The sequence below is a fragment of the Fructilactobacillus sp. X2R1C3 genome (genome assembly GCF_059901425.1).
Map to the genome: position 1 here is coordinate 314,486 of NZ_JBWXUW010000002.1, position 25,924 is coordinate 340,409.

25 protein-coding genes and 2 tRNA genes are annotated in these 25,924 nt (G+C 36.2%); 7 read left to right on the forward strand and 20 right to left on the reverse strand.

Going from position 1 to position 25,924, the window contains the following annotated elements; translation table 11 throughout:
- Position 1: 1 nt before the first annotated feature.
- Together AC6UDD_RS03700 and AC6UDD_RS03705 are read right to left on the reverse strand one after the other, a co-directional pair.
- A complete protein-coding gene (locus tag AC6UDD_RS03700) occupies positions 2–1,216 on the reverse strand; it encodes an ABC transporter permease (protein WP_500718821.1) in 1,215 nt (404 codons plus the stop codon).
- Positions 1,209–1,946 carry an ABC transporter ATP-binding protein gene (locus tag AC6UDD_RS03705; protein WP_500718823.1) on the reverse strand — a complete coding sequence of 246 codons (738 nt, stop codon included), beginning with the start codon at positions 1,944–1,946 and terminating at the stop codon, positions 1,209–1,211. The genes AC6UDD_RS03700 and AC6UDD_RS03705 overlap by 8 nt, the downstream gene beginning before the upstream one ends.
- A 115-nt stretch (positions 1,947–2,061) precedes the next feature.
- Between AC6UDD_RS03705 and AC6UDD_RS03710 the strand changes: the two genes are divergently transcribed.
- From AC6UDD_RS03710 to AC6UDD_RS03720, 3 genes are all read left to right on the forward strand, one after another.
- On the forward strand, positions 2,062–2,502 hold the full coding sequence (locus AC6UDD_RS03710; protein WP_500718825.1) for an HIT family protein: 441 nt from the start codon (positions 2,062–2,064) through the stop codon (positions 2,500–2,502).
- A gap of 3 nt (positions 2,503–2,505) precedes the next feature.
- Positions 2,506–2,796 (forward strand): hypothetical protein, encoded by a 291-nt coding sequence (locus AC6UDD_RS03715; RefSeq protein ID WP_500718827.1) that lies wholly within the window; start codon positions 2,506–2,508, stop codon positions 2,794–2,796.
- 120 nt (positions 2,797–2,916) lie between these two features.
- Positions 2,917–3,798, forward strand: coding sequence for a peptidylprolyl isomerase (locus tag AC6UDD_RS03720; RefSeq protein ID WP_500718830.1), 882 nt, complete (start codon positions 2,917–2,919; stop codon positions 3,796–3,798).
- Between the two features lie 38 nt (positions 3,799–3,836).
- Here the strand turns inward: AC6UDD_RS03720 and AC6UDD_RS03725 are convergent, their stop codons facing one another.
- The 7 genes from AC6UDD_RS03725 to AC6UDD_RS03755 all read right to left on the reverse strand — a co-directional run bounded on the left by AC6UDD_RS03725 (position 3,837) and on the right by AC6UDD_RS03755 (position 13,233).
- Positions 3,837–4,796: a 3'-5' exoribonuclease YhaM family protein gene (locus tag AC6UDD_RS03725; protein ID WP_500707904.1), complete on the reverse strand. Its 960-nt coding sequence runs from the start codon at positions 4,794–4,796 to the stop codon at positions 3,837–3,839.
- Between the two features lie 15 nt (positions 4,797–4,811).
- A complete protein-coding gene (locus AC6UDD_RS03730) occupies positions 4,812–7,373 on the reverse strand; it encodes an AAA family ATPase (protein WP_500718832.1) in 2,562 nt (853 codons plus the stop codon).
- A complete protein-coding gene (locus tag AC6UDD_RS03735) occupies positions 7,363–8,574 on the reverse strand; it encodes a metallophosphoesterase family protein (RefSeq protein WP_500718834.1) in 1,212 nt (403 codons plus the stop codon). Before AC6UDD_RS03735 ends, AC6UDD_RS03730 begins: the two co-directional genes overlap by 11 nt.
- Before the next feature lie 60 nt (positions 8,575–8,634).
- Entirely contained in the window at positions 8,635–8,982 is a 348-nt protein-coding gene (locus tag AC6UDD_RS03740; protein WP_500693643.1) for a YlbF family regulator, read from the reverse strand.
- Positions 8,983–9,035: 53 nt separating this feature from the next.
- Positions 9,036–11,150 (reverse strand): transglycosylase domain-containing protein, encoded by a 2,115-nt coding sequence (locus AC6UDD_RS03745; RefSeq protein ID WP_500718836.1) that lies wholly within the window; start codon positions 11,148–11,150, stop codon positions 9,036–9,038.
- Positions 11,151–11,250: 100 nt separating this feature from the next.
- Positions 11,251–12,942: an arginine--tRNA ligase gene (gene argS, locus AC6UDD_RS03750; protein WP_500718839.1), complete on the reverse strand. Its 1,692-nt coding sequence runs from the start codon at positions 12,940–12,942 to the stop codon at positions 11,251–11,253.
- A gap of 220 nt (positions 12,943–13,162) precedes the next feature.
- A tRNA-Gly gene (locus AC6UDD_RS03755) sits at positions 13,163–13,233 on the reverse strand.
- Between the two features lie 91 nt (positions 13,234–13,324).
- On the opposite strand from AC6UDD_RS03755, the gene AC6UDD_RS03760 reads away from it, so the two are divergent.
- On the forward strand, positions 13,325–13,660 hold the full coding sequence (locus tag AC6UDD_RS03760; protein ID WP_500718841.1) for a DUF1516 family protein: 336 nt from the start codon (positions 13,325–13,327) through the stop codon (positions 13,658–13,660).
- Positions 13,661–13,682: 22 nt separating this feature from the next.
- On the opposite strand, the gene AC6UDD_RS03765 is transcribed toward AC6UDD_RS03760, so the two are convergent.
- The 4 genes from AC6UDD_RS03765 to AC6UDD_RS03780 all read right to left on the reverse strand — a co-directional run bounded on the left by AC6UDD_RS03765 (position 13,683) and on the right by AC6UDD_RS03780 (position 17,877).
- Positions 13,683–14,408, reverse strand: coding sequence for an aspartate/glutamate racemase family protein (locus AC6UDD_RS03765; protein ID WP_500706614.1), 726 nt, complete (start codon positions 14,406–14,408; stop codon positions 13,683–13,685).
- Positions 14,409–14,412: 4 nt separating this feature from the next.
- The gene (locus AC6UDD_RS03770; protein ID WP_500718844.1) at positions 14,413–15,669 is read right to left on the reverse strand and encodes a carboxylate--amine ligase; all 1,257 of its coding nucleotides are present in this window, start codon (positions 15,667–15,669) and stop codon (positions 14,413–14,415) included.
- Complete coding sequence (locus AC6UDD_RS03775) at positions 15,659–17,206, reverse strand: UDP-N-acetylmuramoyl-L-alanyl-D-glutamate--2,6-diaminopimelate ligase (protein ID WP_500718847.1); 1,548 nt, start codon at positions 17,204–17,206, stop codon at positions 15,659–15,661. Before AC6UDD_RS03775 ends, AC6UDD_RS03770 begins: the two co-directional genes overlap by 11 nt.
- Positions 17,207–17,418: 212 nt before the next feature.
- Positions 17,419–17,877: a MarR family winged helix-turn-helix transcriptional regulator gene (locus AC6UDD_RS03780; RefSeq protein WP_500718849.1), complete on the reverse strand. Its 459-nt coding sequence runs from the start codon at positions 17,875–17,877 to the stop codon at positions 17,419–17,421.
- Positions 17,878–18,008: 131 nt separating this feature from the next.
- On the opposite strand from AC6UDD_RS03780, the gene AC6UDD_RS03785 reads away from it, so the two are divergent.
- Positions 18,009–18,092, forward strand: a tRNA-Leu gene (locus AC6UDD_RS03785).
- A 110-nt stretch (positions 18,093–18,202) separates the two neighbouring features.
- Here the strand turns inward: AC6UDD_RS03785 and AC6UDD_RS03790 are convergent.
- The 3 genes from AC6UDD_RS03790 to AC6UDD_RS03800 all read right to left on the reverse strand — a co-directional run bounded on the left by AC6UDD_RS03790 (position 18,203) and on the right by AC6UDD_RS03800 (position 20,961).
- Positions 18,203–19,048 (reverse strand): glycosyltransferase family 8 protein, encoded by an 846-nt coding sequence (locus AC6UDD_RS03790; RefSeq protein ID WP_500718851.1) that lies wholly within the window; start codon positions 19,046–19,048, stop codon positions 18,203–18,205.
- A gap of 104 nt (positions 19,049–19,152) precedes the next feature.
- Positions 19,153–20,427: a BspA family leucine-rich repeat surface protein gene (locus tag AC6UDD_RS03795; RefSeq protein ID WP_500718853.1), complete on the reverse strand. Its 1,275-nt coding sequence runs from the start codon at positions 20,425–20,427 to the stop codon at positions 19,153–19,155.
- Between the two features lie 297 nt (positions 20,428–20,724).
- Positions 20,725–20,961, reverse strand: coding sequence for a hypothetical protein (locus AC6UDD_RS03800; protein WP_500718855.1), 237 nt, complete (start codon positions 20,959–20,961; stop codon positions 20,725–20,727).
- Between the two features lie 586 nt (positions 20,962–21,547).
- Between AC6UDD_RS03800 and AC6UDD_RS03805 the strand changes: the two genes are divergently transcribed.
- Positions 21,548–21,775: an SH3 domain-containing protein gene (locus tag AC6UDD_RS03805; protein WP_500718858.1), complete on the forward strand. Its 228-nt coding sequence runs from the start codon at positions 21,548–21,550 to the stop codon at positions 21,773–21,775.
- A 32-nt stretch (positions 21,776–21,807) separates the two neighbouring features.
- Here the strand turns inward: AC6UDD_RS03805 and AC6UDD_RS03810 are convergent, their stop codons facing one another.
- From AC6UDD_RS03810 to AC6UDD_RS03820, 3 genes are read right to left on the reverse strand one after another with little or no spacing between them, the layout of a single operon-like run.
- Positions 21,808–22,308: a phosphatidylglycerophosphatase A family protein gene (locus AC6UDD_RS03810; protein ID WP_500718860.1), complete on the reverse strand. Its 501-nt coding sequence runs from the start codon at positions 22,306–22,308 to the stop codon at positions 21,808–21,810.
- A gap of 3 nt (positions 22,309–22,311) precedes the next feature.
- Complete coding sequence (locus AC6UDD_RS03815) at positions 22,312–22,938, reverse strand: hypothetical protein (RefSeq protein ID WP_500718861.1); 627 nt, start codon at positions 22,936–22,938, stop codon at positions 22,312–22,314.
- A gap of 14 nt (positions 22,939–22,952) precedes the next feature.
- Positions 22,953–23,639, reverse strand: coding sequence for a CPBP family glutamic-type intramembrane protease (locus tag AC6UDD_RS03820; RefSeq protein ID WP_500699543.1), 687 nt, complete (start codon positions 23,637–23,639; stop codon positions 22,953–22,955).
- Between the two features lie 157 nt (positions 23,640–23,796).
- On the opposite strand from AC6UDD_RS03820, the gene AC6UDD_RS03825 reads away from it, so the two are divergent.
- Positions 23,797–24,429: a deoxynucleoside kinase gene (locus AC6UDD_RS03825; RefSeq protein ID WP_500718864.1), complete on the forward strand. Its 633-nt coding sequence runs from the start codon at positions 23,797–23,799 to the stop codon at positions 24,427–24,429.
- 37 nt (positions 24,430–24,466) lie between these two features.
- On the opposite strand, the gene pepV is transcribed toward AC6UDD_RS03825, so the two are convergent.
- Complete coding sequence (gene pepV, locus AC6UDD_RS03830) at positions 24,467–25,870, reverse strand: dipeptidase PepV (RefSeq protein ID WP_500718866.1); 1,404 nt, start codon at positions 25,868–25,870, stop codon at positions 24,467–24,469.
- Between the last annotated feature and the right edge of the window lie 54 nt (positions 25,871–25,924).

The window sequence follows — 25,924 nt, forward strand, 5'->3', positions numbered from 1 at the left end:
CTCAGTTTCTAATTTGTTTAACTTTTTTATTTAAATAGGGAATCGTTAAGATATATCCCTCAACAATCCAAATTACCACCGTTATTAAGATTACAGGAACCGATATCCGTGCGATCAACATTGCAACCAGAAGGATAAAACATTCAAACAAAAGTAAAATTTGAATGATCTGTCGAAAATCCGTCAGCTGGATATTCTGACTAACTGGATAAATATGGGTAAACACATTACTTTCAAAATGCTCATAAAATGGAATTAATTGAAATCCGACTAAATAAACAAAAATAATTGTCATTAACGAAACAATAATTTGATTAGGAATAATCAATACCAAAATAACGGCAATAATTATTAAGCGAAAGTATAGTGAACCCGGTCCACTGTCTCTTAATAATGATCGAAGATACAAATTCGAATAGACGTGACCTTGATCTTTTTTTAACAACTTAAAAATTGGATCCAAGTATTTTCTGCGGTGAATTCGACCTGAAAGTTCGGGGACTTCGGTGAATAAACTATAAAAGTGATAAATCCGATTCATACGAGAATCTTCATGTTCAATTGCATAGTTCCAGTTTAAGATCTTATTTTTGGTTAGAATAGCGACATACATTAACAACGCAGCCACAACTAATGCTAAAAGTGCAGCTACAAAAACATTAAAGTATAATGCTAATACCAGAATGATAAGTGGAATAACCCACTCAGTTACAACGGCTAATACTACATGTCGATTTAACTGAAAATAAAGTTTGATCACTTGATATGACATCCAACCGGTTTTCAAAAGCAAAATTACAACTAACAACCCGATTAACTCTGACAGTGTCCAGCCAATCGAAACACTTAAAAATGGCATCAGTATGAACCACGTTACTAAATCAATCAGCAACGCCATAAACAAACTATAAAGAAATGCTCCCCTAAAGTAACCAGCAAATTGGTATTCCTTAGGAGCCATAAAAACTTTATCAGCTGACTTGATTAAAGTTGCCAGTCCACCAAGTTGAAGCACAACTAGTAAAATCAAAATCGCAATTGGTCGCTCCCACCATAAATTGCCAGATAATTGCTTTAAAAACCCAGAGTAAGCATAACCAAGGCCACCAACAAAGAACATAATCGCAATCACAAAAAAATCATTAAAAACATATTTAAGGTACTTAGTCATTTCGATTAAATGATTGCTTAACCTTTTTTGGAAAATCTTATTCATTTTTATCATCCCTTGCTAAAGATAGATAAATATCTGAAAGTGACTTCCCATCATTTGGATACTCTTTTCTAATCTGTTCCATCGTTCCTTCCGTTTGAATCTCGCCTTTGTTAATTAACACAAAACGATCACAATACTTTTCTGCGGTATCGAGCACATGAGTCGACATTAAAATGCTGGCACCCTTACTCTTCTTTTCTTCAATCAACTGCAAAAGATCATCGACCGCAAGCGGATCAAGACCTAAAAATGGTTCATCAATTACATAAAGCGACGCATTAGTAATGAACGCACAAACAATCATCACCTTCTGCCGCATTCCCTTAGAAAAGTTGGCAGGAAACCAATCAAGTCGTTTATCCAACCGAAAAGTCTTAAGTAACTGATTAGCTTTCTCCCACGCTACCTGTTTATCCAAATTATAAGCCATGATAGTAGTATCAATGTGTTCCCTTAAAGTTAACTCTTTGTATAATACTGGCATTTCCGGAATATATGCAATTTGTTGTTTGTATTTTTCAATGTTTTGACCAATCTGCAAACCATTGACTTTAATGCTTCCAGTAAATGGTTTCATGAGCCCAATAATATGATTAATGGTAGTTGACTTACCAGCACCATTTAAACCAATTAAGGAAACTAATTCGCCATCATTAACATCAAAAGTCTCATTTTTTAAGACTGGCACACTAGAATAGCCACCAGTCAAGTCTTCTACTTGCAAACTCATAATTACCCTTCATTTCTTTTCATTATTGTAATCAGTATACCATAATTGCTTGGTATCACTTATTATGCAGGTAATGTTAGTGTATAATTGGATTAACTTGAAGGGAGAGATTTATATGACTGATTACGATCCAAATTGCGTTTTTTGTAAAATTGTTAAGGGCGAAATCCCTAGTTATAAAGTTTATGAAGATGACGAAATTCTTGCATTCTTAGATATTTCCCAAACAACTCCTGGTCACACTCTGGTGATTCCTAAAAAACATATTCAGGATATTTTTCATTTTGACTCCGCTACAGCGGGAAAAGTATTTGCGAAAGTGCCTGAAATTGCACGTGCAGTCAAAAATTCTAACCCGAACATCAAAGGAATGAATATCGTTAATGATAATGGGAAAATTGCCTATCAATCTGTTCCGCATGCTCACTTTCACTTAATTCCCCGTTACAGTAGAGATGATACTTTTTCAATTAACTTTTCTGATAATTCTAAAGAATATGATGAAACTAAATACCAAGAAGTTGCTGATTCAATTACCAAACAATTGGAGGATTAACTCATGAAAAAAAAGACCGCTTGCTTAATTGGTGCCGGAATAATAGTTGGCGTCTCGCTTACTGGTTTATTGCTTTTAAAAAAGAAGTCTGATCCAAAAGATAACGTAACCACTGCCGACCTTAAAAACATTTTTCATTCAGCTAGTTCAGTTAAAAAAAATTTAAACCAATTCACGAAAGCTTTAAATGATGCAAGACCGGTAATGGACGGTCTTAATCGCGACGTGAAGGAAGCCCAATTTCAGTTAAAGCCTAGAATTGATCTTTTATCTAACGAAATAAATAACATTTAATTTCAATTAAATTATTCGACCAAACATTAATTTGCATCAAATATATGTTATATTAAAAATGAATGGAGTACTGAATGCCTTGAGTACTTCAATATTTTGAAGAAATGGATGTGCTAATATATGAAGAAAAAATGGCTCGTTGGAGTTGCAGGGCTACTTTTGAGTGTTTCACTTGTTGCCTGTGGTAGTAAGACGGTTGCTACCACGAGTGGTGGTAAAATTACAGAAAGTCAATATTACAATAGTATGAAGAAGACCCCACAGGGTAAAACAGTTCTCCAAACTATGATTTTGAACAAAGTTCTTAACAAAGAATATGGTGATAAAGTCAAATCATCTCAGGTTGATGACCAATATAACCAATACAAATCACAATATGGTTCTCAATTTAAAACCCTTCTCAGTCAACAAGGTTTAACTGAGAAAAGTTTAAAAGAACAAATCAAGGATAATCTTCTGTTAAAGCAAGCTGTAATTGCTAACACAAGTTTTTCTGACAAAGATTTACAAAACCAATTCAAGAAATATCAACCTAAAGTAACCGTTAATGAGATTACCACCAAAAATCAAGGTGACGCTGAAAAAGTAATTTCTGGCTTAGAAAACGGTCAAAAATTCTCTGAATTAGCTAAGAAGTACTCAACTGACGCTAACAAGAAAGACGGCGGCAAGATGGCTCCATTCGATAACATGGACTCAAGTCTTGACAATAATTTCAAAAATGCTGCCTTTAAACTTAAGAATGGTGAATACACTAAAGAACCTGTCAAAACTAAAGCTGGATACCAAGTAATCCAAATGGTCAACCACCCTTCTAAGGGTAAATATCAGGACCACAAAGCTGAACTAAAAGACCAGTTAGCAACTGAGCGTATGAGCGATAGTAATGTCTTACACGCTGTCGTTTCAAAAGTTCTTAAAGATGGAGATGTAAAGATCCAAGACAAAGACTTACAAAACATCTTGGCTGATTACACATCAACTCCAAAACCAATGAAATAATCAATTGTTCAAAAAGAAAATGGTCAGTAACCTAAAAGTTACTGACCATTTTCTTTTTTATCGGGTTTATAAAACTTATTTCGATCCATTCCAAAAATTCGTTTACTAAATGATCCCGCTTCTGTATCATTCAAAGCCCCAGTAATCATGTTAATTGAAGCATCAAGTTCATCTAAATCGTGCAGAATCTGTGCTTCCAACAATTCAGGAGTAACTGGAGAACCATACTCCTTAATCCCATGATGTGAGAGCACCATATGTCTTAGAAGTAATAAATCCTCGGAATGCTGATCGATTTTTAGTTGGTCAGCAGCTTCAACAATTTCACCATCAATAATACTGATATGTCCTAACAAATCGCCTTCACTAGTATAAGAAGTCGAGACGGGTCCAGACAACTCGGTTGTTTTGCCTAAATCATGAAGAATGGCACCTGCATACAAAAGTGAAGAATTAACTTGTGGATAGAGCTTAGCGACTTCCTTTCCCAGCTTCAAAATCGAAATAGTATGAAATGCGAGCCCACCAGCATAAGCATGATGATTCGATTTAGCTGCCGGAAAAGTAAAAAACTCATCTTGGTGCTTTTTAAGAAGTACTCGAACAATTCGATTCCACGTTGGATTAATAATTTCGAAAATTGTCTGACCAATATATTCTTCCATCTCGGAACGAGTCATTTGAGCATGTTGCATAAACTTAGATGGATCACTGGGTTCACCGGATTCTGTCTGTCGAAGATGATTAATCTTAATTTGTGGACTTCCCTGGTAAGCTTCCCGTTTACCATTAATGTGAACGACCTGACCAGCTTTAAAAGTCTTTACATCCTCATTACTGGCACCCCAAAGTTTTCCACCGATCTCTCCAGAATTATCTTCAAAAACAAACGAAATGAATTGTTTCCCGTTCTTAGCAATCCTAGTATCAGCTGACTTAACCAATACAAACGCATCAATTTCTTCATCCATTTGATATTCTTTCAATTTTTTGCTCATTTGACTCCACCTCCACTATTTTAATTCAATTAAATGGTCGCCACTTACATCGTGTTTAATTCGATCATCAGCCGTAAAATAAATCACCTGTGTGCTTTTAGCCAAAGCTTTCATCAATTCAATTGCCTTATCGGTTCTAAAGTGATCAAAATCAGCAAAACCATCATCAATCATAATTGGCATCGGATATTCATCACTAAACGCCAATGTTAACGCAAAAACCAACGATAAGTATAGCTGCTGCATGGTTCCTTTTGAAAGTTCCTCAACCTTAAACTTAACCCCATCAGAGTTAACAACCGTAATACTTCTCTTATTATAATCAATTTTACTATAATGACCGTCCGTTAGTGTTTCAAAGAATTTAGCTGCATCTTTTCTAACTTTAGGAATTCTTCCACTACTAGCGGCATCTAGTACTTTTTCAATCCACTGATTAGTTAACTGGTAAACCAACCACTTTTGAACTAATTCGTTAACTTTAGTATCCATGCTGGCCAATTCCTGGGTTAATGAATCAAGCGTCCCATCTTTTTCCATGTTATTAATTTGCACGTTAAGTTGCGCCAACCGATCAGATTGATCGGAAAAATCTGCGTCCAACTGACCAATTTGTTTCTGAAGGTCATTAATCACGCTTTTTACCTGATTAACATTATCGTATTTTTGTAATCTTTCAACAATTGTTTGATCAAGTGAGTTTTCTAACTCCATTTTACGCTTGTTTTTATCCGTGGTGATCCGCTGCTCATCATATAATTTTTTAAAATCACCACTACTTGCAACGTTTCGTTCCCTTAAGAAACGATCAAGCCGATCACGTGCTTCTTTCGATTGCTCAGAATGGCGATCAAACATTGAAGTTAAACTACTTAACTCATGATTGACCTGTTCTGCACTTCGCTTTTGATCATTTACATTTGAGATGAACTGCTTAATTTTACTTAATGCTACCATCTCATTATCGGAATCACTTAAGCCAATTTTACTAGAAGCAAAATTCCAACGATCAAGGTAACTCTCAACTTTCTCATTCATTGTCTTTTGGTTTCCAATGAAATTCTGTAAATTATCACGATCTAAGTCACGTCGTTTAATGGAGTTTTGTAAAGTACTTGTCCATTGGTTAAATGGAATATTCTGGATGTGATGCTCGTTTCCCATTTGACCCAACTCTTGCTCAATCTGAGTCAATTTTCGCTTTAAATGGTCAGTATCATTCTCCTCTTTAACTGGTTGGTTTGACTTTTGCACATAACGATAAATGCCAAAACCAATACACAATAACCCAATGACCACCAAAATAGGAAGCGTTACTCCACCCATAAAAATTCCAATTCCAATAATTATTAAACCTACCGCATCAGCAATTAATGATAACGAATTATCTCCGCTCTCTTTTGTGGGCATCGCATGAACCTGATAATTTATTTGTGCTTTTACATTTTGATACTCATCTGTTAAAGTCGATATTTTGTCAATCTCATCATCATTAAACGGAATACTTTCACTTCCACCGGCATCAAATTCATCATTAGCCAAACGAGTCTGATATGTTTTGATATCGTGATCAAGCTGTTCAATCCGTCTGACCTGTTGGATTTGACCGTCAAGTTCTAAATATAAATTACGAATTAAATCAGCATTATCATTGTAAAATTTCAAATCAGCATTGGATTCCTGATGTGTATTCTTAAAATCAATAATGTTTTGTTTATCATTCTTAACATCTGATTGAATATTGGCCATCTTATTTTGAATATCTTGAAATGTTTCAAAATCATGCTCAGAAAATCCGTGCTTAACCTCTAATTTATCGTCTTGTAATTGTCTTAATTGAGCATATTTATCCCAGTTTGCTAAATCTTGATTAACCTGATTTAATCGCTCAGAAAGTTCATTTCTTTTATTGCGATTATAAGTCTTTTTTTCTTGTTCCTTTTTAGCTTGAATGGTCAATTCATGGTACTTAGGATATTCATTACTGGCTTCATGTACTTTCGCGTTTAATCTTTCTCGATCAACTAAAAGTCGGTTTAACTCAGGCTTTTTACCAGTCGGCTTATAGATCTTACCACCATTTTCCTGATTCTCGTCCTCTAATTCAATCCAGTTATCAATCCCTACGACCCCAACACGCTGAATTCGTTTTGACAACTCTTCACGATTTAATCTCGAAATATCGTTTAAATCAACATTGCCAAAATAAAACAGATTATCATATGATTCGCGATTGATCGGACCTAAAATTTTATCCAAAATCCCAGCAGGCAATTCATTTTTATTTTGATCAAAAACGGTTAATACCCCACCATTTTTACCCTCATTTCTTTGAACAAGGTAGGTAGTTCCATTTTGTTCAACCGTTAAACGACCACCCATTTTATAGTCATCTTTGGGAGTGAAGTCTCGCTTACTCCGACTGTCCCGAAAGCCAAATAAAACATCTTTAATGAAATTTAAGAGGGTTGTTTTTCCAGCCTCGTTTCTTCCATAAATAACCTGAAACTCATTAAAGTTCAGTGTTAAATTATGAAGTTTTCCAAAGCCGAATACTTCAACTTTTTTAATCCTCATCCTTCACGTTCCCTTTCGTTTTACTAGTAATTAAATTCATACTTTCATCAAGTAATTTAGAGATGGCTTCATCACTTAAAAAGTTGTCACGAATGTAAGAGTGCTTAAAAAGTTTCTTCGCCAAACTTTTAAGATTTTCTTCATTATAAACTTCATGCTTAGTGTCATCCCAGAATTTCTGATCTAGATCATTAAATTTCATCCCAGAATTATCAACAACGTCAATTTCATAAACCCAAGCATTAAATCGTTCAAAATCATATTGTAATTTTTCCTTAACTCGGTCGAGCAATTCTTCTGACGAAAAATTGGCTTCTTCGCTCATATTTAATTTCATACTCAACAAATTAAGTTTGGAAAAATCACTCGACTCAATTTTCTCCATAATTTGATTAACGACCGCTTCTTCTGAGTCAGTCCCTCGTAAATTCATTGAAAGACTTGACCAAATTAGCGGACAGGAGGGCTCAAACTGAACGTTTAAGTCTCCATTAGTTTCATCACTGACTAATAAGTATCCCTTTTCACCCATTTCATTTTTATGACGACCCTGGATATTCCCCGGATATTCAATTAAGGGATGATGACTTAACTGCTGACGTTTATGAATATGACCTAATGCCCAATAATCATATCCCAAATTTTCCATTTCGTTAATGGTAAATGGTGCATACTGTGAATCGTTGCCACCCTTAATAGCACCGTGAACCATCCCAATTTGGTAGTCCGCGTTTGAACGTTCTGGAAATCTAGAGATGATATCGTCTGAAATATTCCTAGTAGCATAACTAAAACCGGTAACAGCAACTGTTCTTCCTTCCTTAAGGGTCAATATATGAGTCGTCACTTCTTTAGGAAATACGTAAACATTAGCCGGAAAATTGAAATTTTTAGCACCCTCACTTTGATAATCATGATTACCAAACGAAAGAAGTACAGGAATATCATGTTCATCCAATCGTTCTAGCTGTTTAATCAAAAAACTAATGGCTTTGACACTTTGGTGACTACTGTCAAATAAATCTCCCACTAGCAAAACAAAATCAACATCATCTAAAATGGCATCATCAATAATCTTCTTTAAAGAATCAAACGGAGCCTGGTGCAAAATGTCCCACAGCTTACTCGGCGTGGTATCATCTTCTCTGATACCTAAAAATGGACTATCCAAATGTAAATCTGCCGCATGAATAAACTTCATTATAATTTCTCCCATACAAAAAAAATCGGAGCACCAATGGGCGCTCCGATTAACGATCAATTAAGCTTCATACATATCACGTAAAGGCTTAGTAATTAACATATTAGCATCATCAATGACTTTGCCCATTGCTTTTTCTTTACCCATCAATTTTTTGATGATATCAAGACTGTTCATCTTATTGGCAAGATCTTGAGCTTTTTTCATGTCATCTTGCGAAATTTGTTGACCAGCCATTTGCTTTTGTCTTAATTCATTCTGATTAGTTTGAAAGTCCTTAAATGTTTTAAAAGCATCCTTGTCCTTCTTTAACTCATCATATGTGGCTTGGAGTTCTTTAAATTCATCAGTCTTTACTAGTGCATCCTGTAAAGTTTGTGCGTCTTTCATTACATCATTTTCTGCCATAATTCTTTCCCTCCTTAAATATTGTTACAGTGTACATTTTAACATACGTGAAGCTATCGTCCTAGTAAAGCTTTCGCACCGCTAATAACTTCTGAGGCGCCCTTTTTAATTCCACTGGCACCTTCTTTAACGATTCCCTTAACGACTTTACCAGTATCGTTAGTAATACCCTTAAATAGTTTAGAATTCTGGGTACCATTATCCTCATCACCATCGCGTGCCACCGTTTGTGCGTCTTGGACACCAAACTGGGTCCCCTTGGTGTACGGAAGAATTTGTTGCATTTGTGTCTTGTACAAAGGACCAACATCGGTTCCAGTCAGGTTCTCTAAATGATGCGTAGAGTTGGTATTGTCAAAGCCTTCCCAAGTTGCTACCACAACGTTAGGAGTGTATCCGATGATCCATTTGTCTTTGGTAGCATCGGAATCTGGAGTATTATCGGCTTCAGTACTTCCAGTTTTTCCGGCAACTTGATACCCGTTCGGTTTAGCGTCAACACCAGTTCCATTATCAAAGACACCAAGCATCATACTTGTCATCTGTCGCGCCGTTGAAGGAGACATGATTTGTTTTGAACTTGGATGCTCATTATCAACAACCGTCTTTCCGGTCGAATCGACGATCTTAGTAATATAGAACGGCTGTGAAATCTTTCCCTTATTAGCAAAAGCAGTATATGCACCAGCCATCTGTTGTGGGGAAACTCCGTTGGACAAGCCTCCAAGTGCCAATGCTAGATTTTTATCCTTATCCGTGACCGGTAAGTTGAACTTTTTAACCGAATCGTATCCCTTGTTCACTCCGATCTTATTTAATAACCAAACTGCAGGCGCGTTCATACTCTGTGCCAGAGCTTGGTACATCGGAACTTTTCCTGTATAAACATCATTGTAATTATGCGGAGTATAGTGGTTTGATCCATACGATTTCTTCTGGTTTTCAAGTTCAGAATCATAATAATACCCGTTTTCAAGAGCTGGCGTATAGACCGCAAGTGGTTTCATCGTCGAACCAGGCTGACGTTTAATATCGGTCGCACGATTATAACCACGGAAAACCGTCTTACCACGTCCACCAACAACCGCTTGAACCCCACCATTTTTTGGATTCAAAGCAACTGATGCAGCTTGGACCTTGGTCCCATCCGACGCATCATTAGGAAACAAATTAGGATTTTTAAAATCAGTCTGAAAGCTTTGTTGCTGTTGCTGATTTAGATTCGTATAAATTTTATACCCATGATTCATGATGTCAGATTCAGTTAATCCATATTTCGAAATGGCTTCATTAATAACAGCGTCAAAATAGTATGGATACTTATACCCGTTAGTAGAACGATAGGAATTTTTAGTGTTCAACGGCATCGCCTGGTATTTTTTCGCTTCTGAATTAGTGATTTTATGATTCTTTGCCATTAAATCAAGAACCACGTTTCTCCTTTGACGCGCCGCTTCTGGATGATCAATCGGGTTATTACTAGGATTCGATAGCATTCCTGCTAACACAGCTGCATCCTGGACCGGTAAATCTTCAGCAGACTGCCCAAAGTATCGCTTAGATGCATCTTCGACTCCATACACACCATTACCAAAGTAAGCGTTGTTCATGTACATCGTCAAAATTTGGTTCTTTGAATAAACGTTCTCAATCTCAATTGAAATGAATAATTCTTTAAGTTTTCTGGTCAAAGTTTGTTGCTGGGAAAGAAAAGTATTCTTGGCTAACTGCTGCGAAATCGTACTTCCTCCACCACTAATGTAGTCACGACCCAGTACCTTATTCTTAATCGCAAGCAAAATGGCTCTCCCGTAACCACTAACCGAATAACCGTGTTCCTTATAGAAATTACGATCTTCCGTCGAAAGGATGGCATTAGGAATATTTTTTGAAATCTTATTCATCTGAACGTAAGTACCTTTTTGTGCGTACAATTTGCCAGCTTCTTGGTGACGTGAATCATAAATCACAGTCGATTTTGATAAATTAGACTGAAGATCACGAACGTGCGAAGTCTTTGCCACAATCGTCAAATAACTACTTAAAACCAAGATAACGAATAAAACAACTACAATAATCCATTTTGTAATTTGAAATCTACGCCAGAATTTTCTGAAGTATCCCCAAATTCTTTTAAATATTGACTTACTTTTGCTGTTGTTATCCATAAAAGTCCAAATCTCCCTTTATCATTAAATGCTATTGTAACACATGGACATTAATGGATTTTAAAAGATAAAGTGGATGTCAGCTGACATCCACTTTATTCTACATTTGATCGGGCGCTTTAATTCCCAACAATCTTAACGACTCTTTTAATACAATCGCAACACTTTTGACAAGGTCGAGACGGGCGTCTTGCTCATCATCGTCCGCTAAAATCTTAGAATGAGCATAATATTTATTGAATGACTTAGCTAGTCTTAGCGAATACTTAGCAATATCGGAAGGCTCAAATTCATTTCGAGCTTGTTTTACAACTTCTGGAAAGGCCTGAAGTAACTTAATGACTTCAAAAGCACCTGCATCAGTCAATTCATTTGCTGATTCATCAAATTCTTTTTTACCCGACTTCCGCAAAATACTCTCAGCACGAGCATGGGCATATTGAACGTACGGTCCAGTCTCCCCTTCAAATTTTAATTGGTCTTTAAGTACGAAATCAATGCTACTGATTCGCTCACTCTTAAGATCACCAAAGATAATGGCACCAACCCCAACTTGCGTAGCCACTTCATCTTTATTCGGTAAATCAGGATTCTTCTCAGCAATTTGTTGTTTTGCCATGGTGATTGAATCATCTAAAACTTTGTTTAATAAGATAATATTCCCACGTCTAGTTGAAAGCTTTTTACCATTAACCGTAATTAAGCCAAACGGGATATGATGAACACCATCCGCATTCTTTATGCCCATCTTTTTTAAAACAGCTTTTAGTTGATGGAAATAATTAGTTTGTTCAGATCCTACCACGTAGAGATTCATGACCGGATGATACGTCCGTTCACGATATAATGCCGTTGCAATATCTCGGGTAATGTAAAGAGAAGCCCCATCACTCTTTAAGATCAGCGCTGGATTTAGGTTAGCGTTACTTAAATCGACCACTTGAGCCCCTTGTGATTCTTGAAGTAAGCCATCCTTTTTTAGGATGTCAACCACTTCATCCATTTTGTCATTGTAAAATGACTCACCATTATAGGTATCAAACTTAACGCCCAATTTTTTATAGGTATTATTAAAAGCCTCTAACGACACGTCTCTAAACCACTTCCATAGTTTGGTAGCTTCTGGATCACCATCTTCGAGTTTTTTAAACCATTCTCGTGCCTCTTCGTCTAACTCAGGATTTTTCTGATCTTCCTTATGAAATTTAACGTAATACTGAACTAAGTAATGAATTGGATGACGCTTTACGTCCTCTTCATTTCCCCACTTTAAGTAAGCCGTAATTAACTTACCAAATTGGGTTCCCCAATCACCTAAATGATTATCTTTAATTGTTTTATATCCATTTTTTCTTAAAATTTCGGAAATGGAATTTCCAATCACAGTAGAACGAAGGTGTCCCATTGACATTGGCTTAGCAATATTTGGAGAAGACATATCAATGGTCACGGTCTGATCCTTGCCATCGTAATTATCACCATAGTGCTCTTTATCCGTCAAAACCTCTGACATGACTTGCTTACTAACCTTTCCCTTATCTAGGAAGAAGTTAACGTAAGGACCAACGGCAACGACCTTATCAAACTGACTTCCATCAACATTATTGACGATATCCTTTGCGATCTGTTGGGGAGCTTTATGTAACTCCTTAGCTAAAATAAAAGTTGGAAATGCTAAATCCCCGTTATTTGAAGTTTTTGGTTTCTCAATTTTTCCGTAAATATCACTTGTTGAAATTTGGTTGTTAGTTGCATCAGCAACTACGTCTGCAACTTGTTGTCTGTAATCCATAATATCCTCCTCATAAATAAAAAGCCTCTTACATTAATTAAATCAATGCAAGAGACGAGATTACCCGCGGTACCACTCTATTTGGAAATACCCACTCATTATTAAATTTGTATACCTAGAAAGGACGCCTTCCCAATCACAATTTATCTAACTCACATCAACTTAGATTTGCTTTGAAATTATAATTGGTACTACACTCTCATCGTTGGTAGCTTCCCAAAGCGGGTGACGGGAATCGAACCCGCGACGTAAGCTTGGGAAGCTTAAATTTTACCACTAAACTACACCCGCAATACGTGTATAATTATATCATGAATTATAACCCTTGTCATCAAGACTTCTACAGAGCCGTATGATAAAATTTGATTGGAGGCTAACCATCATGTTAATCTACATAATCACATTACTATGGATTCTTTTATTAATCTCACTAACAATCGGAATCACGCGTAAACAAGACAAAAAGATTATTAAGGGTGTCATCTATACGCGCGCCTTTTACATTCTTTTGTTGATTAGTGAAGTGGTTTTTACCCTGAATCACTTTAACGAGCATCGATATTTGGTCTCTTTAAGTTTTATAATGACAATCGTCGCGATTTCTTTCATTGATATTTGTTACCAGAGAAAAATCCAAGGTAATTTAAAACCCTACGTAATTTTATTGACACTGATTTCAATTTTAATCTCAATTGGGCTTTTGTTTTTCATTCAATAAATACTACTAAAAAATCATCCAATTACTTGGATGATTTATTTTTTTGCATTTTTTCAGCTAATCGAATTGATTCATCAACTAGCTCCGCTTGCGCATCAATCACAGGGTAGTCGTGATTACCAGCTCGTTCTTCTGCTACCGAAATCTCAGTACAACCTAAAATCACTACATCGCTATCCAATTCATTAACCATTTGATTTAAAATATGATGATATAATTTTGGATCGACATAATCTTGCTCCTTAACACCCTTATAAATTAGATCCATCGTCTCGTCCGCAATTTCAGCGGTCGGGTGTACAACTTCATATCCAGCTTTAGTAATTTCTTTATCATATACCTTGTCTTTCAGAGTTCCCTTAGTGGCAATTAGCCCCACTCTTTTAGCGTGTGGAAACTTCTTAGCAATTGCGGCTACCGCTAGCCTAGGCATATGCAAAATTGGAACATCCGTCATACTCTGTAACTGATCATAAAAATAATGGGCAGTATTACATGGTAACGCAAAAAATTCTGGTCCCAGTTTGCTCTGCTGTTTAATATCTTCTTCAAGTGGAACTAGTGGGCTCGGATTATTTTCTGGATCAGTAATATAATCCGTCCGATCCGGAACCGTCGCGTGATTAACTAATATATAATTTAAATAATCTTGATCACAGTGAGCTGGGGTCCGTTGATTTAGTAAATGAACATAGCTCTCAGTCGCTTGGGTCCCCATCCCACCAATAATTGTGAAAAACTTTTTCATTATCTTATTCCTTATTCATATGAAAATATTTTTTGAAGTTTTTTGCGTAATTATGCTCCATCCATTTCATAAGTAGCCAACGCATGAAGTTTTCATCTTTTTTATACCAAAAAGTCGTTCCCCACTGACCTTTTTTGATCAGCTCTTCTGCCTTCTTTTTATCTTCATTATCTTTGGCATACTTACGAAAAACACGATTGGGAACCCCTAACCACAAATAATATTTCTTAGGATCTTGATTGGCATACACTGTCTTTTGGTCCGCTAGGTCATCTTGAACGTAATCACGAACCACCCATTGAGCAAGGTTATACCCATTTAAGGTGACAAAGAAACTACTGCGTCCCTGTCTCAAATTGATTTCAAACAACTTGTACGTATCGTCTCTAACATCATACTTCATGTCAAAATTAGCATACCCAGTAAATTCAATCGACTCTAAAAACTGTTGAATCTGATCATAAATTCGCTGATCAAAGTCAGGAATAATCGTGACGTAGTTACCAATTGCAGACGGTGCCGGATCTTCTAAAAGTGGATGGCCTAAACACATCATCTTAACGTGATGATTCTTGTCAACATAAGCATTTAAGACCCGCATGTTGCTGTCGTCACCTGGGATGAAATCTTGGACGATCAAGTCTGAAGTATAGCCATTATTATAAATTTTTGAAACAACGTCACGATACTCGGCATCACTTTTAATGGTAAAAGCTTTCTTTCTTCCCTCAAAACGGATATCCAACCATTCCACACTATTGGTGGGTTTAAGTGCAATTGGATAATCAAATGGTTGATCGAAATCATTATCTTCAAAATTGCTTTTGGAAATAATCTTGGTGCCAGGATATGGCATTCCATACTTATCACACATTTTATAAAAATTTTCTTTACTATTAAGTTGTTTTATTAACGAATAATCAACGTATGGACAGACAAAGACATCTTCTAAATCTTTCTTATGTTTAGAAATTAATTCAGCATAACCATCCCCACATCCAATTAAAATGACTGGTTCTTTGTGGTTGGCGTACTTCTTTTTTAACTTTTTCATCTCTTCAAACCATACTGGATCTTCACTAAAGCCGGGAATAAACGTCAGATCCACAATTTTGGTAAATCTTGTGGGGGCTAATCGTTCCTGGGCATAAGCCTTGACACGCTTACCATACAACTCGTAGAAAGAACGCGCCATTCCGTACACATTAAAGTCACTTCCAAGTAAGATCGGAGTGAAATCTGGAACTTTCTCATTTGTCATTACTATTTAAATCCTCCAAGTAATCTTCAACGATAACCGAATCGGTTGGATAAGGTGTATCAACACCATTAATCTTTTGATAAGGATCGCGTCCTTTACCCGCTACTACAATGATATCTCCACGTTTGCCAAAATTAATGGCCTTTTTAATGGCTTTTTCACGGTCCATTTCGAAATGAACGTCAACCTTATCATGATCGATATGACTATCAATTTCCTTTGCAATCTTCATGGGATCCTCATAAGCGGGGTCGTCAGTAGTTAAAAACGCTACATCGGCATTCTGAGTCAACGCTTTGCCAAATCCCTCTCTACGGTCGATTCCCTTATTGCCTGGGCTACCAACCACTACAATAACTTTTCCACTGGGGTCTTGTCGTTTTAAAAATCCTAGTAATGCATTCATACTAGCATAATTATGGGCGTAATCCACGTGAACGTTCCCATGATTTTTAGACTTAAAGATTTCCATTCTTCCCGGAATTTTTGCGCTTGCCAGACCATCTAACATATCACCACGTTTAAAACCAGTAAGTCCAGCTGATATGATAGAGGCGGTTGCATTTGATTCATTGTAATCCCCTGGAATACCAATGCGATAATTTCCGTCTAAGCCTAACTTTTTAGCTTTATCAGAAATAGAACTTAATTGAATATCGTTATCAGTCAAGCTATCTGAAACTGGCTCGTACGTAAAATCAAGGTCGACTTCAAGTTGTGGGGTCGTCCCTTTTTTACCAAACAAATAAATATTTTGGGGATCAGTTGTGGTTTTGGCAGCATAATAAATATCAATCAGGTGGTCTGAATCGGCATTCAAAATACACTTATTTGAATTAACCAAGAGTTGTTCTTTACAGTGCAAGTAGTTTGCAAAAGTCGGATGCTCGTTTTCCCCAATGTGATCGGGAGAAATGTTTAAAAAATTACCTACGTTATACTTTAATCCGAAAACCCGATTTTTAAGGTATGCCTGAGACGATACTTCCATAATGAGATATTTCATCCCGTTATCGACGGCGGCTCTCATATTCTTAAAAATATCAAGTGATTCCGGAGTAGTAAGGTGTGACTTAAATGTTTGATTTGGTTCATTGCCAACCACAGTATTAATAGTTGAAAATAAAGCAGTTTTATTCCCACTTGCCCTCTTAATTGCATCCCGAGTGAAATAGGAAGAGGTCGTTTTCCCCTTGGTTCCGGTAAAAGCAATAATGAACAAATCATCTTGAGGATAATTGAAAAACGCGGCAGCGATCAGCGACATTGCTTTTTGAATATTAGTGACTAAAATCTCATTCATGGCCTTACTCTCGGATAAGTGATTTTCACACACAATTCCCGTTGCTCCGGCATTTTTAGCCAACGTAACAAACTCAGGCTTAAAGTTCCCCTTTCCAAAAAATAAGGTTTTCGGTTTTATGTCCCGTGAATCATAACTAACGTAGTCAAAGTCACTATCATTAGTCTGGTTGATTGACTTTAATAAATCATGTTCACGAAGAATATTTTTAATTTCTTGAATACTTAGTGACAAAAAAATTCAGCTCCATCCCATTAATTTTTGTAATGGAAATCCAAATAGATCATTCGGACTTTGATTTTATTCTTAATTTACTCTTAGACAATTCTACCAAAATAAAGCAATAATGACTAACTCAAAACCGATAAAAGGAAGCATAAATTAATATAATAAAAAACATTCTGCGTAAACTAGATTAATTCCAGTCCACACAGAATGTCTTTTTCTTACTTAACATCTTTTAGTTTTTGTTCACTAACGTTATCTAATCGGTCACCGACCGCATTCACCATTTTTAAGCATTTTTCAATATCTTCCTGGCTCATATCCAAAACAGAAAAACATTGATTAACGTGTTCATATACTTTATCACGATGTTCCTTAGCAAATTCCGTGGTGTCAACGATGACAACTCGTTCATCTTTATGACTACGTGTTCTTGTAACCCATCCTTGCTTTTCAAGCCGTTTCAATAATGGGGTCAAAGTCCCACTATCTAAATCTAAGTAGGATCCAAGTTCCCGAACGGTCATTGGTGCATGTTCCCATAACACCAGCATGGTAATGTACTGTGGATAAGTTAAATTGAATGGAGATAAAACGATCTGGTAGTACCGACTAAATTTTTTGCTTGTATTATAGATTCCAAAGCACAACTGGCTCTCAATCTTACGTGGTTCAACCATTATAATCTCTTCTTTCTAAAAACTCTTGTACTATCTTATATTTTACACAATTAAATAACAAATACAAGGATACCACAAAATTGGGTGTTTATTTTACGACATTTTTATTGTATGATTAGATGGTAGTAATTGCCCGAGTGGCGGAATTGGCAGACGCGCAGCGTTCAGGTCGCTGTTCAGTTTACTGAGTATGAGTTCGAATCTCATCTCGGGCATTCGTTACTAACAAGACGTTATCAAGTTTATTGATATCGTCTTTTTTCATTAACAGTAATTAAATTATGTATACAAAAAGAGCAGACCACTCGTCCACTCTCTTCTAATTTTATCTAATATAATCGCCAAGATCATAAATCAACTGATTCTTAGCCTGATAATAATAGTTACGTAACGGATGAAGATGATTATTTTTAACGATCCATGGCTTATCAAAATTAGTGTAGTGAATAATCACAGGATGTTTAAGCGCATCTGCTTCAGCCGCACGACGTTCAGGGATGGGATTTAAACCACTTTCACCCTTAACTAAATGACTCTGCAAATTATATTTAGGGTCAAGTTTCTTCCAGTGACCATTAAAAATAGCGTTCAACGCATCTTGGTCCTGATATTTCAACATCTCAGGCTTATCAACTGCTAATTTTCTAACTTTCTCAGAAGTGTCATTATCATTCCAAGCTTTCGTATCAATTAATAACAATCCGGCATTGAAATACTGACCCGGTGCATCACTAACGTGCATCTTTTTTAACCGGTCAACGTAACCAGAATCCTCAACAGCACCGACAATGTTGCCATCAAGATCGGTATTAAAAAGATCAGAAATATCACCCACACATACCATATCAGCATCCAAATAAAGGATTTTAGGTTCATGAACTTCTTCGGGAATCTCAATTCGATAGTAAGTGTTTTCTTTAATTGCACTGTCGGGAGATTTTACATTAGCATCCTTATATGCAGCAGTGTTGGGCTGTAAAAAGTTAACTGCTTTACAGTTGTCGTAGACTTTTTCTAGGGCCTTCAATAAATCAGCACTGTTGGAACTTAAGTGATCATTAACAACGTAAAACGTGAAACTTGAATTCTTATTATGGTTCAATATTGACGAATAGTTGACTGCCAGTGGTATCGCCATATTGTTATCAGTAGTAGATGCAATCGTAATCATACACATTATCCCCTTCAAAAATATTTGAAACTATTTGGCTACTTGTAAAAGTAAGTACCACTAATTTGCGTGGCAACACTTATAAAAGTAGACCGCTTTATGACCTATCTATTTCGCACAACAACAACATTTACCGTTTTATTCTTACTCCCGATGGTAATCGTAGAGCTATTATTGTCCTCAAATCGATATCCAACTGGTGATGCAATAGTTTGCTTCTCGCCTGGGATGCCGGTAACTGAAGTTGCGTTTACGTATTGCCCCCTCTTGTTTACAAAATTAACTTGTTCGGTTATAGAAATCGAAGGAACGTTATAGTCACTTGCCCAAATCCAATCACCAGGATGTGCTTGTCCGTTAGAAAGATCCAAATTACTTTGTAATTGATTGTTATTATCAGTGTTCATCCAATTGGGTGACTTAACAGTGTAATTTTTCCCATCAAATACGAATTGAGTCCCAACAACTGGCTCTGGAATAATTGGACCTGCACCAGGTCCATCAGGCGCCTTTAAGATTGTCTTATCACCGAGCTTAATTTGGTGAAGTTGATTATCACCCTTCATGAAAGCGGACAATCCATTATATCTACCTTTAGAGGCAGCCCGAGTATCGAAGCTAGTCAAATCTAAGTTTTGTAACTGATAGTCATCCTGAAACATATTGCTCAAACTACGATTACTAGGATTAATCCTAAAACTCGTTAAACCGTCAATATTTTTAACAGCATAGTCATAAACAAACATCGAACTCATATCAACAACTTTAGAAGTGTCGAAATGACTGACATCAATGTCTTTAAGATTAATATCGGCACCAAACATCAGTCTCATACGATTAACATTTGAGGTGTCAAAGTGAGTGACATCGATACTTTTTAGTGCGGTATCACCATTAAACATATAATCCATGCCGGATACGTTTGATGTATCCAATTTATCGAGACCATTAATAGTCTGCAGGTTCTTTAATCCTTGATTGCCTTGGTGGAGTGGATCATCATCTGCCGATTGAGAAAAAAGATAATCCGAATTTGATGGGGCATACATCTTATCTTGAATATTAATAACCTGGGCGTCATTTAGAGCCTGACGTAAATCCCCAAGTTGTGAATATGCATAGGTCCCCAAGGTTTTATCTTTACCGCTTAACGTTAAAGTTCGATTAGTCTCGTTATAATTCCAATTAACCTGTCCCCACGTACCACGATCATATCTTAACTTAGAAGTTCTAGGCTTAGCTTGTGAGGTCATTTTCTTAGTATCCATTGCTGCTGTATATGTAGTTTCAGTGTGATTTGCTGAACTAGTCATCTGAAAGCCAAAAAACAAACCGACAGTCACACCCGCGACTAAGGCTCCCTTAATTACCTTTTTCATTAGATCATCCCACTCTCTTATATTTCCTTACACTTCTAAGGTAGGCCACAAATGCCGTCATGTCAACATTTATGCTTTATCATGTGAAAAAGATACTATGATAATGACACTAATTATGTAAAAAGAGAATAATAATGTGCGTTATTATTCCCTCTTCTAGTTTCTATAAATCTATATCATTGGATTTATATAGTTATAATCTATCCACAAAAACATTGATTAAACTATCACCATGCCAATAAAAATCATTGGAGTCTATGTAAGAACCAGAAGTATTAGCTTCTGGCTCTACAATAACTAGTCGTTTAGACGAATAGTAGCGTGGTAAGAACTACCATCTGTGGCCTTGCCAAAATAATCGTCTGTAATCGAGCGAAAAACCATTTTTCCGTTCGGTAAGTTCAAATATTCGGCATCATATGGAAAAACAACGGAGTAATTGTTTTTATTTCCAATACTGTAATAGTAAATAGTTCTACCACTAAGCTGAACGCTTCGATCTGTACTTGGAACTACTAGTTTAAACTCCTTCATTATGACTCACCTCCTTTCCCATCAAAAAAGGTCATACTACGAAGTAGCATGACCTAAATGGTATTTCAGAGTATTCATCATATTGAAATACGAATAAATTCGCATAGTTGTTTTAATTTCGAATCTTATAACAAGACATAGGGTATCATTAAATGATTTTTCACGTACTCAATAAAGTCTATCTTCCACCAACTTATCATTTATGACAGTACTAATTACAATGTTAAAAGCTTCTCACACTTCAAACACCAAGTGAACGCTATCTCCTACATTAGCCTTCACAAATTGTCTAGTTATTTTTAATCCCAACATTCAATATTTCATTATGAATCTCTTACTGCTTACTTCACAATTTAGATTATAAACTTTATTAAAAACAACGACAATAGAGTCTTAAATTTCACAAAGCATAATTGTAGTACCTTGAAATCAGCATTCACCCTAATTATTAATTTACTTTTGTCTCATAATATAATAATTATTATTATATAATAGAACCAATTAGACGCTTTATTGACAACAATTCACGGCATAATTTTAGCGATTAAAATATAATTTGATATAATTAACTAATGGAGGAATTAATATGAAAACAAAAGCTTACGAAACTTATAATTTAGTGGAATACGATAAAGATCTTCCCTATGAAGTTGGCGATTTAGTTGAAGTTACGTTTGTCAACCCAACTGGCTTAGGCGATAACCAAGACGATTGGTTAAAAGTCGTTAGACACGATGTCGGTGAATCCACCAGTATTCACGACGAATTCAGGTTTGATTCAAAATGCATCAAAGCAGTAAAGAAGTCGAACTAAAAAAAGGTCCTCACTTTTGTGAGGATCTTTTTTTAAGCATTATCATGTGCAATTTTAGCGGCTGTAGCACCAGCAATGGCTCCAACAATATCATCAATAAAAGTATTGACGATCTGACCGTTTGTATCGAGCTCTTTTACAATTCCATTTTTATTGGTATCAATTTCACCATAATTAGTAACTCCAATCGTACCGTAGATTGAAGCAATTCCAAGTGCTAACGTTTCGTCAACGCCAAACACCCCCAAATCATGGGAGACAATGCTTTCAAGTGGCTCTTCTAACTCGCCAGCTTGTGCTAAACGATCTAGTTCAAGCCCTACCATCGCATTGTTCAATACTTCTCTTTTATGCAAAATATCATTAACAATTCCACAAACATAGTCTAAATCAGGAACATTTGAATATTTTTTCTGTAAGTCAATTGCAATCTGTGCAATATCTTTAATCGTTACTCCATGTTCATTCAGTCGCTTAAGCACAAAATTATACGACTGAGTGTCAGGATATTTATAGTCTCCTCGATCTACCATTAGTTAATCTTCCTCCATATCTTTCATCAGGGTCATATCGTATTCGTTTGGATAATTATCTTGAGTAATCATCATTGTTATCACGCTTTTATCCTTAAGATGACCCTTTATAATAGTATCAACATACATCTCTTTATGAAAATCTCTTTGGAACTCGGCAAAACTTGATAAAAATCTAAAGTTTAAAACCACATCACTACTATTTCTAGAACTTGAAACGCCAATAACATCTATTATTTTACTCTTCTTCATCTCGTTAACTATCGGAATAACGACATTCTTATAAAATATTTCAACTTCACGTAATTTTTGGGTTAAATTATGAATTCGTTGATTAATTACGTTACACTTCTGAAAGTCAGTATTATTCAACTCTTTCATCCCATTCAACAAATAATCCTTATCATTATTGAGTAGGGCATTTTTTAAGTCCGCTGACTTTTGATCGTCATCCCCATCGTTTAAAACACTAACTAATTCATCAATTGTGTCCACGTCATAATCATTTTTGAGTTGATCAAGATTCATGATCCAGTGTAAATACTGCTTTTTAAGCTGTTCCAACTCTTCATCGGCCGCCACTAATTGATTCTTTAATTGATTAAAATAATTAAATTCAACTACGTCCATTTTTCACTCCACCACTATAAGACTGCCATTAGCATAAATCCGGTTGCAATTAGGTTGTTTAAAAAGTGGACCCCAATCGAAACTTCAATCTTCCCTGTTTTCTTGTATACATACGCTAAAATCATTCCTAAAATAGCATAAATCATAAAACTAATCACGTTCGAACTCATATGACCACAAGAAAAAAGTAATCCACTAAAAACAATTGGCAGCCAAAATGCATTTTGATTAAAAAAGGCATTAATAAAAAATCCTCTAAACACCAATTCCTCTAACACTGGAGATAAAAAAACTGCCGAAAAGCTCATCAAAACTAACACCGTCATGTTACTTTGAAAAAGACTTAAAATGGCATTATTATTCTTTGTTCCCAGTTGGTTAAAAATCAATTTATTTAAAACTTGAAGCACAATCTCAATAACAAAAAAGCTAAAGATTGACAGTAAAATAATCTTTAAATCATGTCCAGTAAGTCGATGACTTCGTTGTCTGTACACACTCCGATAGGCCCACAGCGCTAAACTAATTACGACAAGAAAAATAACAATGTAAGAGGTTCCATAAAGAAAAGCCTTGAATCCATGATAATCGTGAATTCCAATCATTTGAACTGGTACTTGAACCGCAAAAATCAAAAAAATTAGTCCAATAAATACAACGGCTCTTTTCAAAAATTTAATTAAACTCATTTCCCACTTCATTAATCCAATTCATCTCCAAATTTTTCCACTAACATAGAATACCATAATAATAAGGTCTGAAACAAAGAAGGAAAATTAGTGTTCAAATCCATCGTTAACCTAACTGATTCGAAATGATATACTAAAAGACGTTATTAAACTAAAAGAGGAGCTAAGCATGGTGATTATTACAGCTGGAATGATTGGTGTCGGTAAGACAACCTTAACGGGAAAAATTGCCGCACATTATGGAACAGAGCCCTTCTACGAGCCAGTGGGAGACAATCCTGTTTTGCCACTTTATTATAAAGATCCAAAACAGTATGGTTTCTTACTTCAAATATACTTTTTAAACAAACGCTTTTCGATGATTAAAAGGGCGTTAAAACAAGACAACAACGTGTTGGATCGATCTATTTACGAAGACGCTCTTTTCACCAAAGAAAATAATGCTGAGGGAAATATTTCTGACGTTGAATTAGAAGTTTATTTAAAGCTACTTGATAATATGATGGATGAACTTAAAGAGCTTCCAAAAACAAGTCCCGACCTTTTAGTCTATGCCTACAGCGATTTCGACACCATTTTATATCGAATCAAAAAGCGTGGTCGTGATTATGAACAATGGGACAACGATCCAGGACTAGAAGAATATTATTACAAAATGTGGAAAGCTTACCAAAAATGGTATGACGAATACAACGTCAGTCCTAAGATGAAAATCAATCTTCAAAAATACGATCTAGAAGATCCCCAAAACGTCTCTAAGGTATTGGAAAAAATTGATGAAAAATTAAAAACGATTAGATAAAAAAACTTTGAACATGATGTTCAAAGTTTTTTTGTACCTACTTAGACAATTCATAAATTGACTGACCGTAAATCGACATTGCCAAGATCAAATCATTCACAGGTGTGTATTCGTTAGCTTGGTGCATCGTATCCTCTGTTCCTGGGAAAAGTGCTCCAAATGCAACCCCACGTTTCATCATTCGCGCATACGTTCCACCACCAACAACTTCTGGTTGAGCGTCATCCTGATCAGTTTGATCGCGATAAACACCCATCAAGGTTTTTACAATGGGATCGTCTGCATCAACAAAGTGGGGCACCATTTGCGAAATTTGTTTGGTTGATCCGTTAAAACGATCAGCGGCATCTTGAACTTTAGCTAAAATTTTATCAGTCGTAATCCCCTTTGGATACCTAAAGTTAGTGTTGACCATCCCGCCATTTTCATGATCAAAATTCATTAGACCGACGTTCATGGTTAGTTCTCCCATCACATCATCAGTAAAATTAAGACCCAATTTATGAGCACGAGAATCATCATGTAGTTTTTCGTCGATGAAGTTCAGGATATTAGCACCACTAGTATCAAAACTATAATCAACCAAAAAGTCAGCTAAATAAGTTCCAGCATTGATACCGTTCTTAGGTTCCATTCCATGTGCTGCTTTCCCGACTACACTGATTTTAATATCGTTCCCTTCGATTTCATAACTTCCAGTTACGGGAACCTTATCTAAATATTTTTCAAATTCATCGGCCATCCTGGAGACATCCGCAGCAACAACGTCAGCTTCCGCATCACGTGGTACCATATTTTCACGCAATCCGGCATTAAAACGCATCAGGGTGTTTTCACCATCGCTTTTATTGGAAGCAAAATGCGTTTCCAGAGTCACATTACCCTTTTCCCCATTGATCAAGGGAAATTCTGCATCTGGCGAAAATCCAAATGAAGGATCTGGCTCAACCTCAAAATAGCGTTTCATTCCAGTCCAGTCACACTCTTCGTCAGTTCCAATTATCAAGCGAATTTTGACCTTCGGTTGAATCCCTGCATCTTTAAGCATTCTTAATCCATAATAGGCCGCAAGTCCTGGTCCTTTGTCATCAGAAACTCCCCGACCAATTGCATTGTTACCCTCAAGCTTTAGTTCGAATGGATTGGAATCCCAGCCTGCGCCACCAGGCATCTCATCAGCGTGTGACAAAATTGCCATGGTTTCATCGCCTGAACCATACTCAATGTATCCCACTACGTTATCAATGTTTTTCGTGGTGAACCCATCACGATCACCAAAAGAGAGAAACTGTTGTAATGCATGAGCTGGACCTGGTCCCAATGGATATTCGTCCGTTGCGTGCTCCAAATCCCTTGAACTATCAATTGAAATCAATTTTTTTAAGTCATTTAAGTAATCATCTTTGTAATTTTGCGCTTTATCTTTCCAGTCAATTGCCATGTTATATCCTCCTACTTAGTTATTCCTTATTCTAACATAATCAAGAAAGTAACA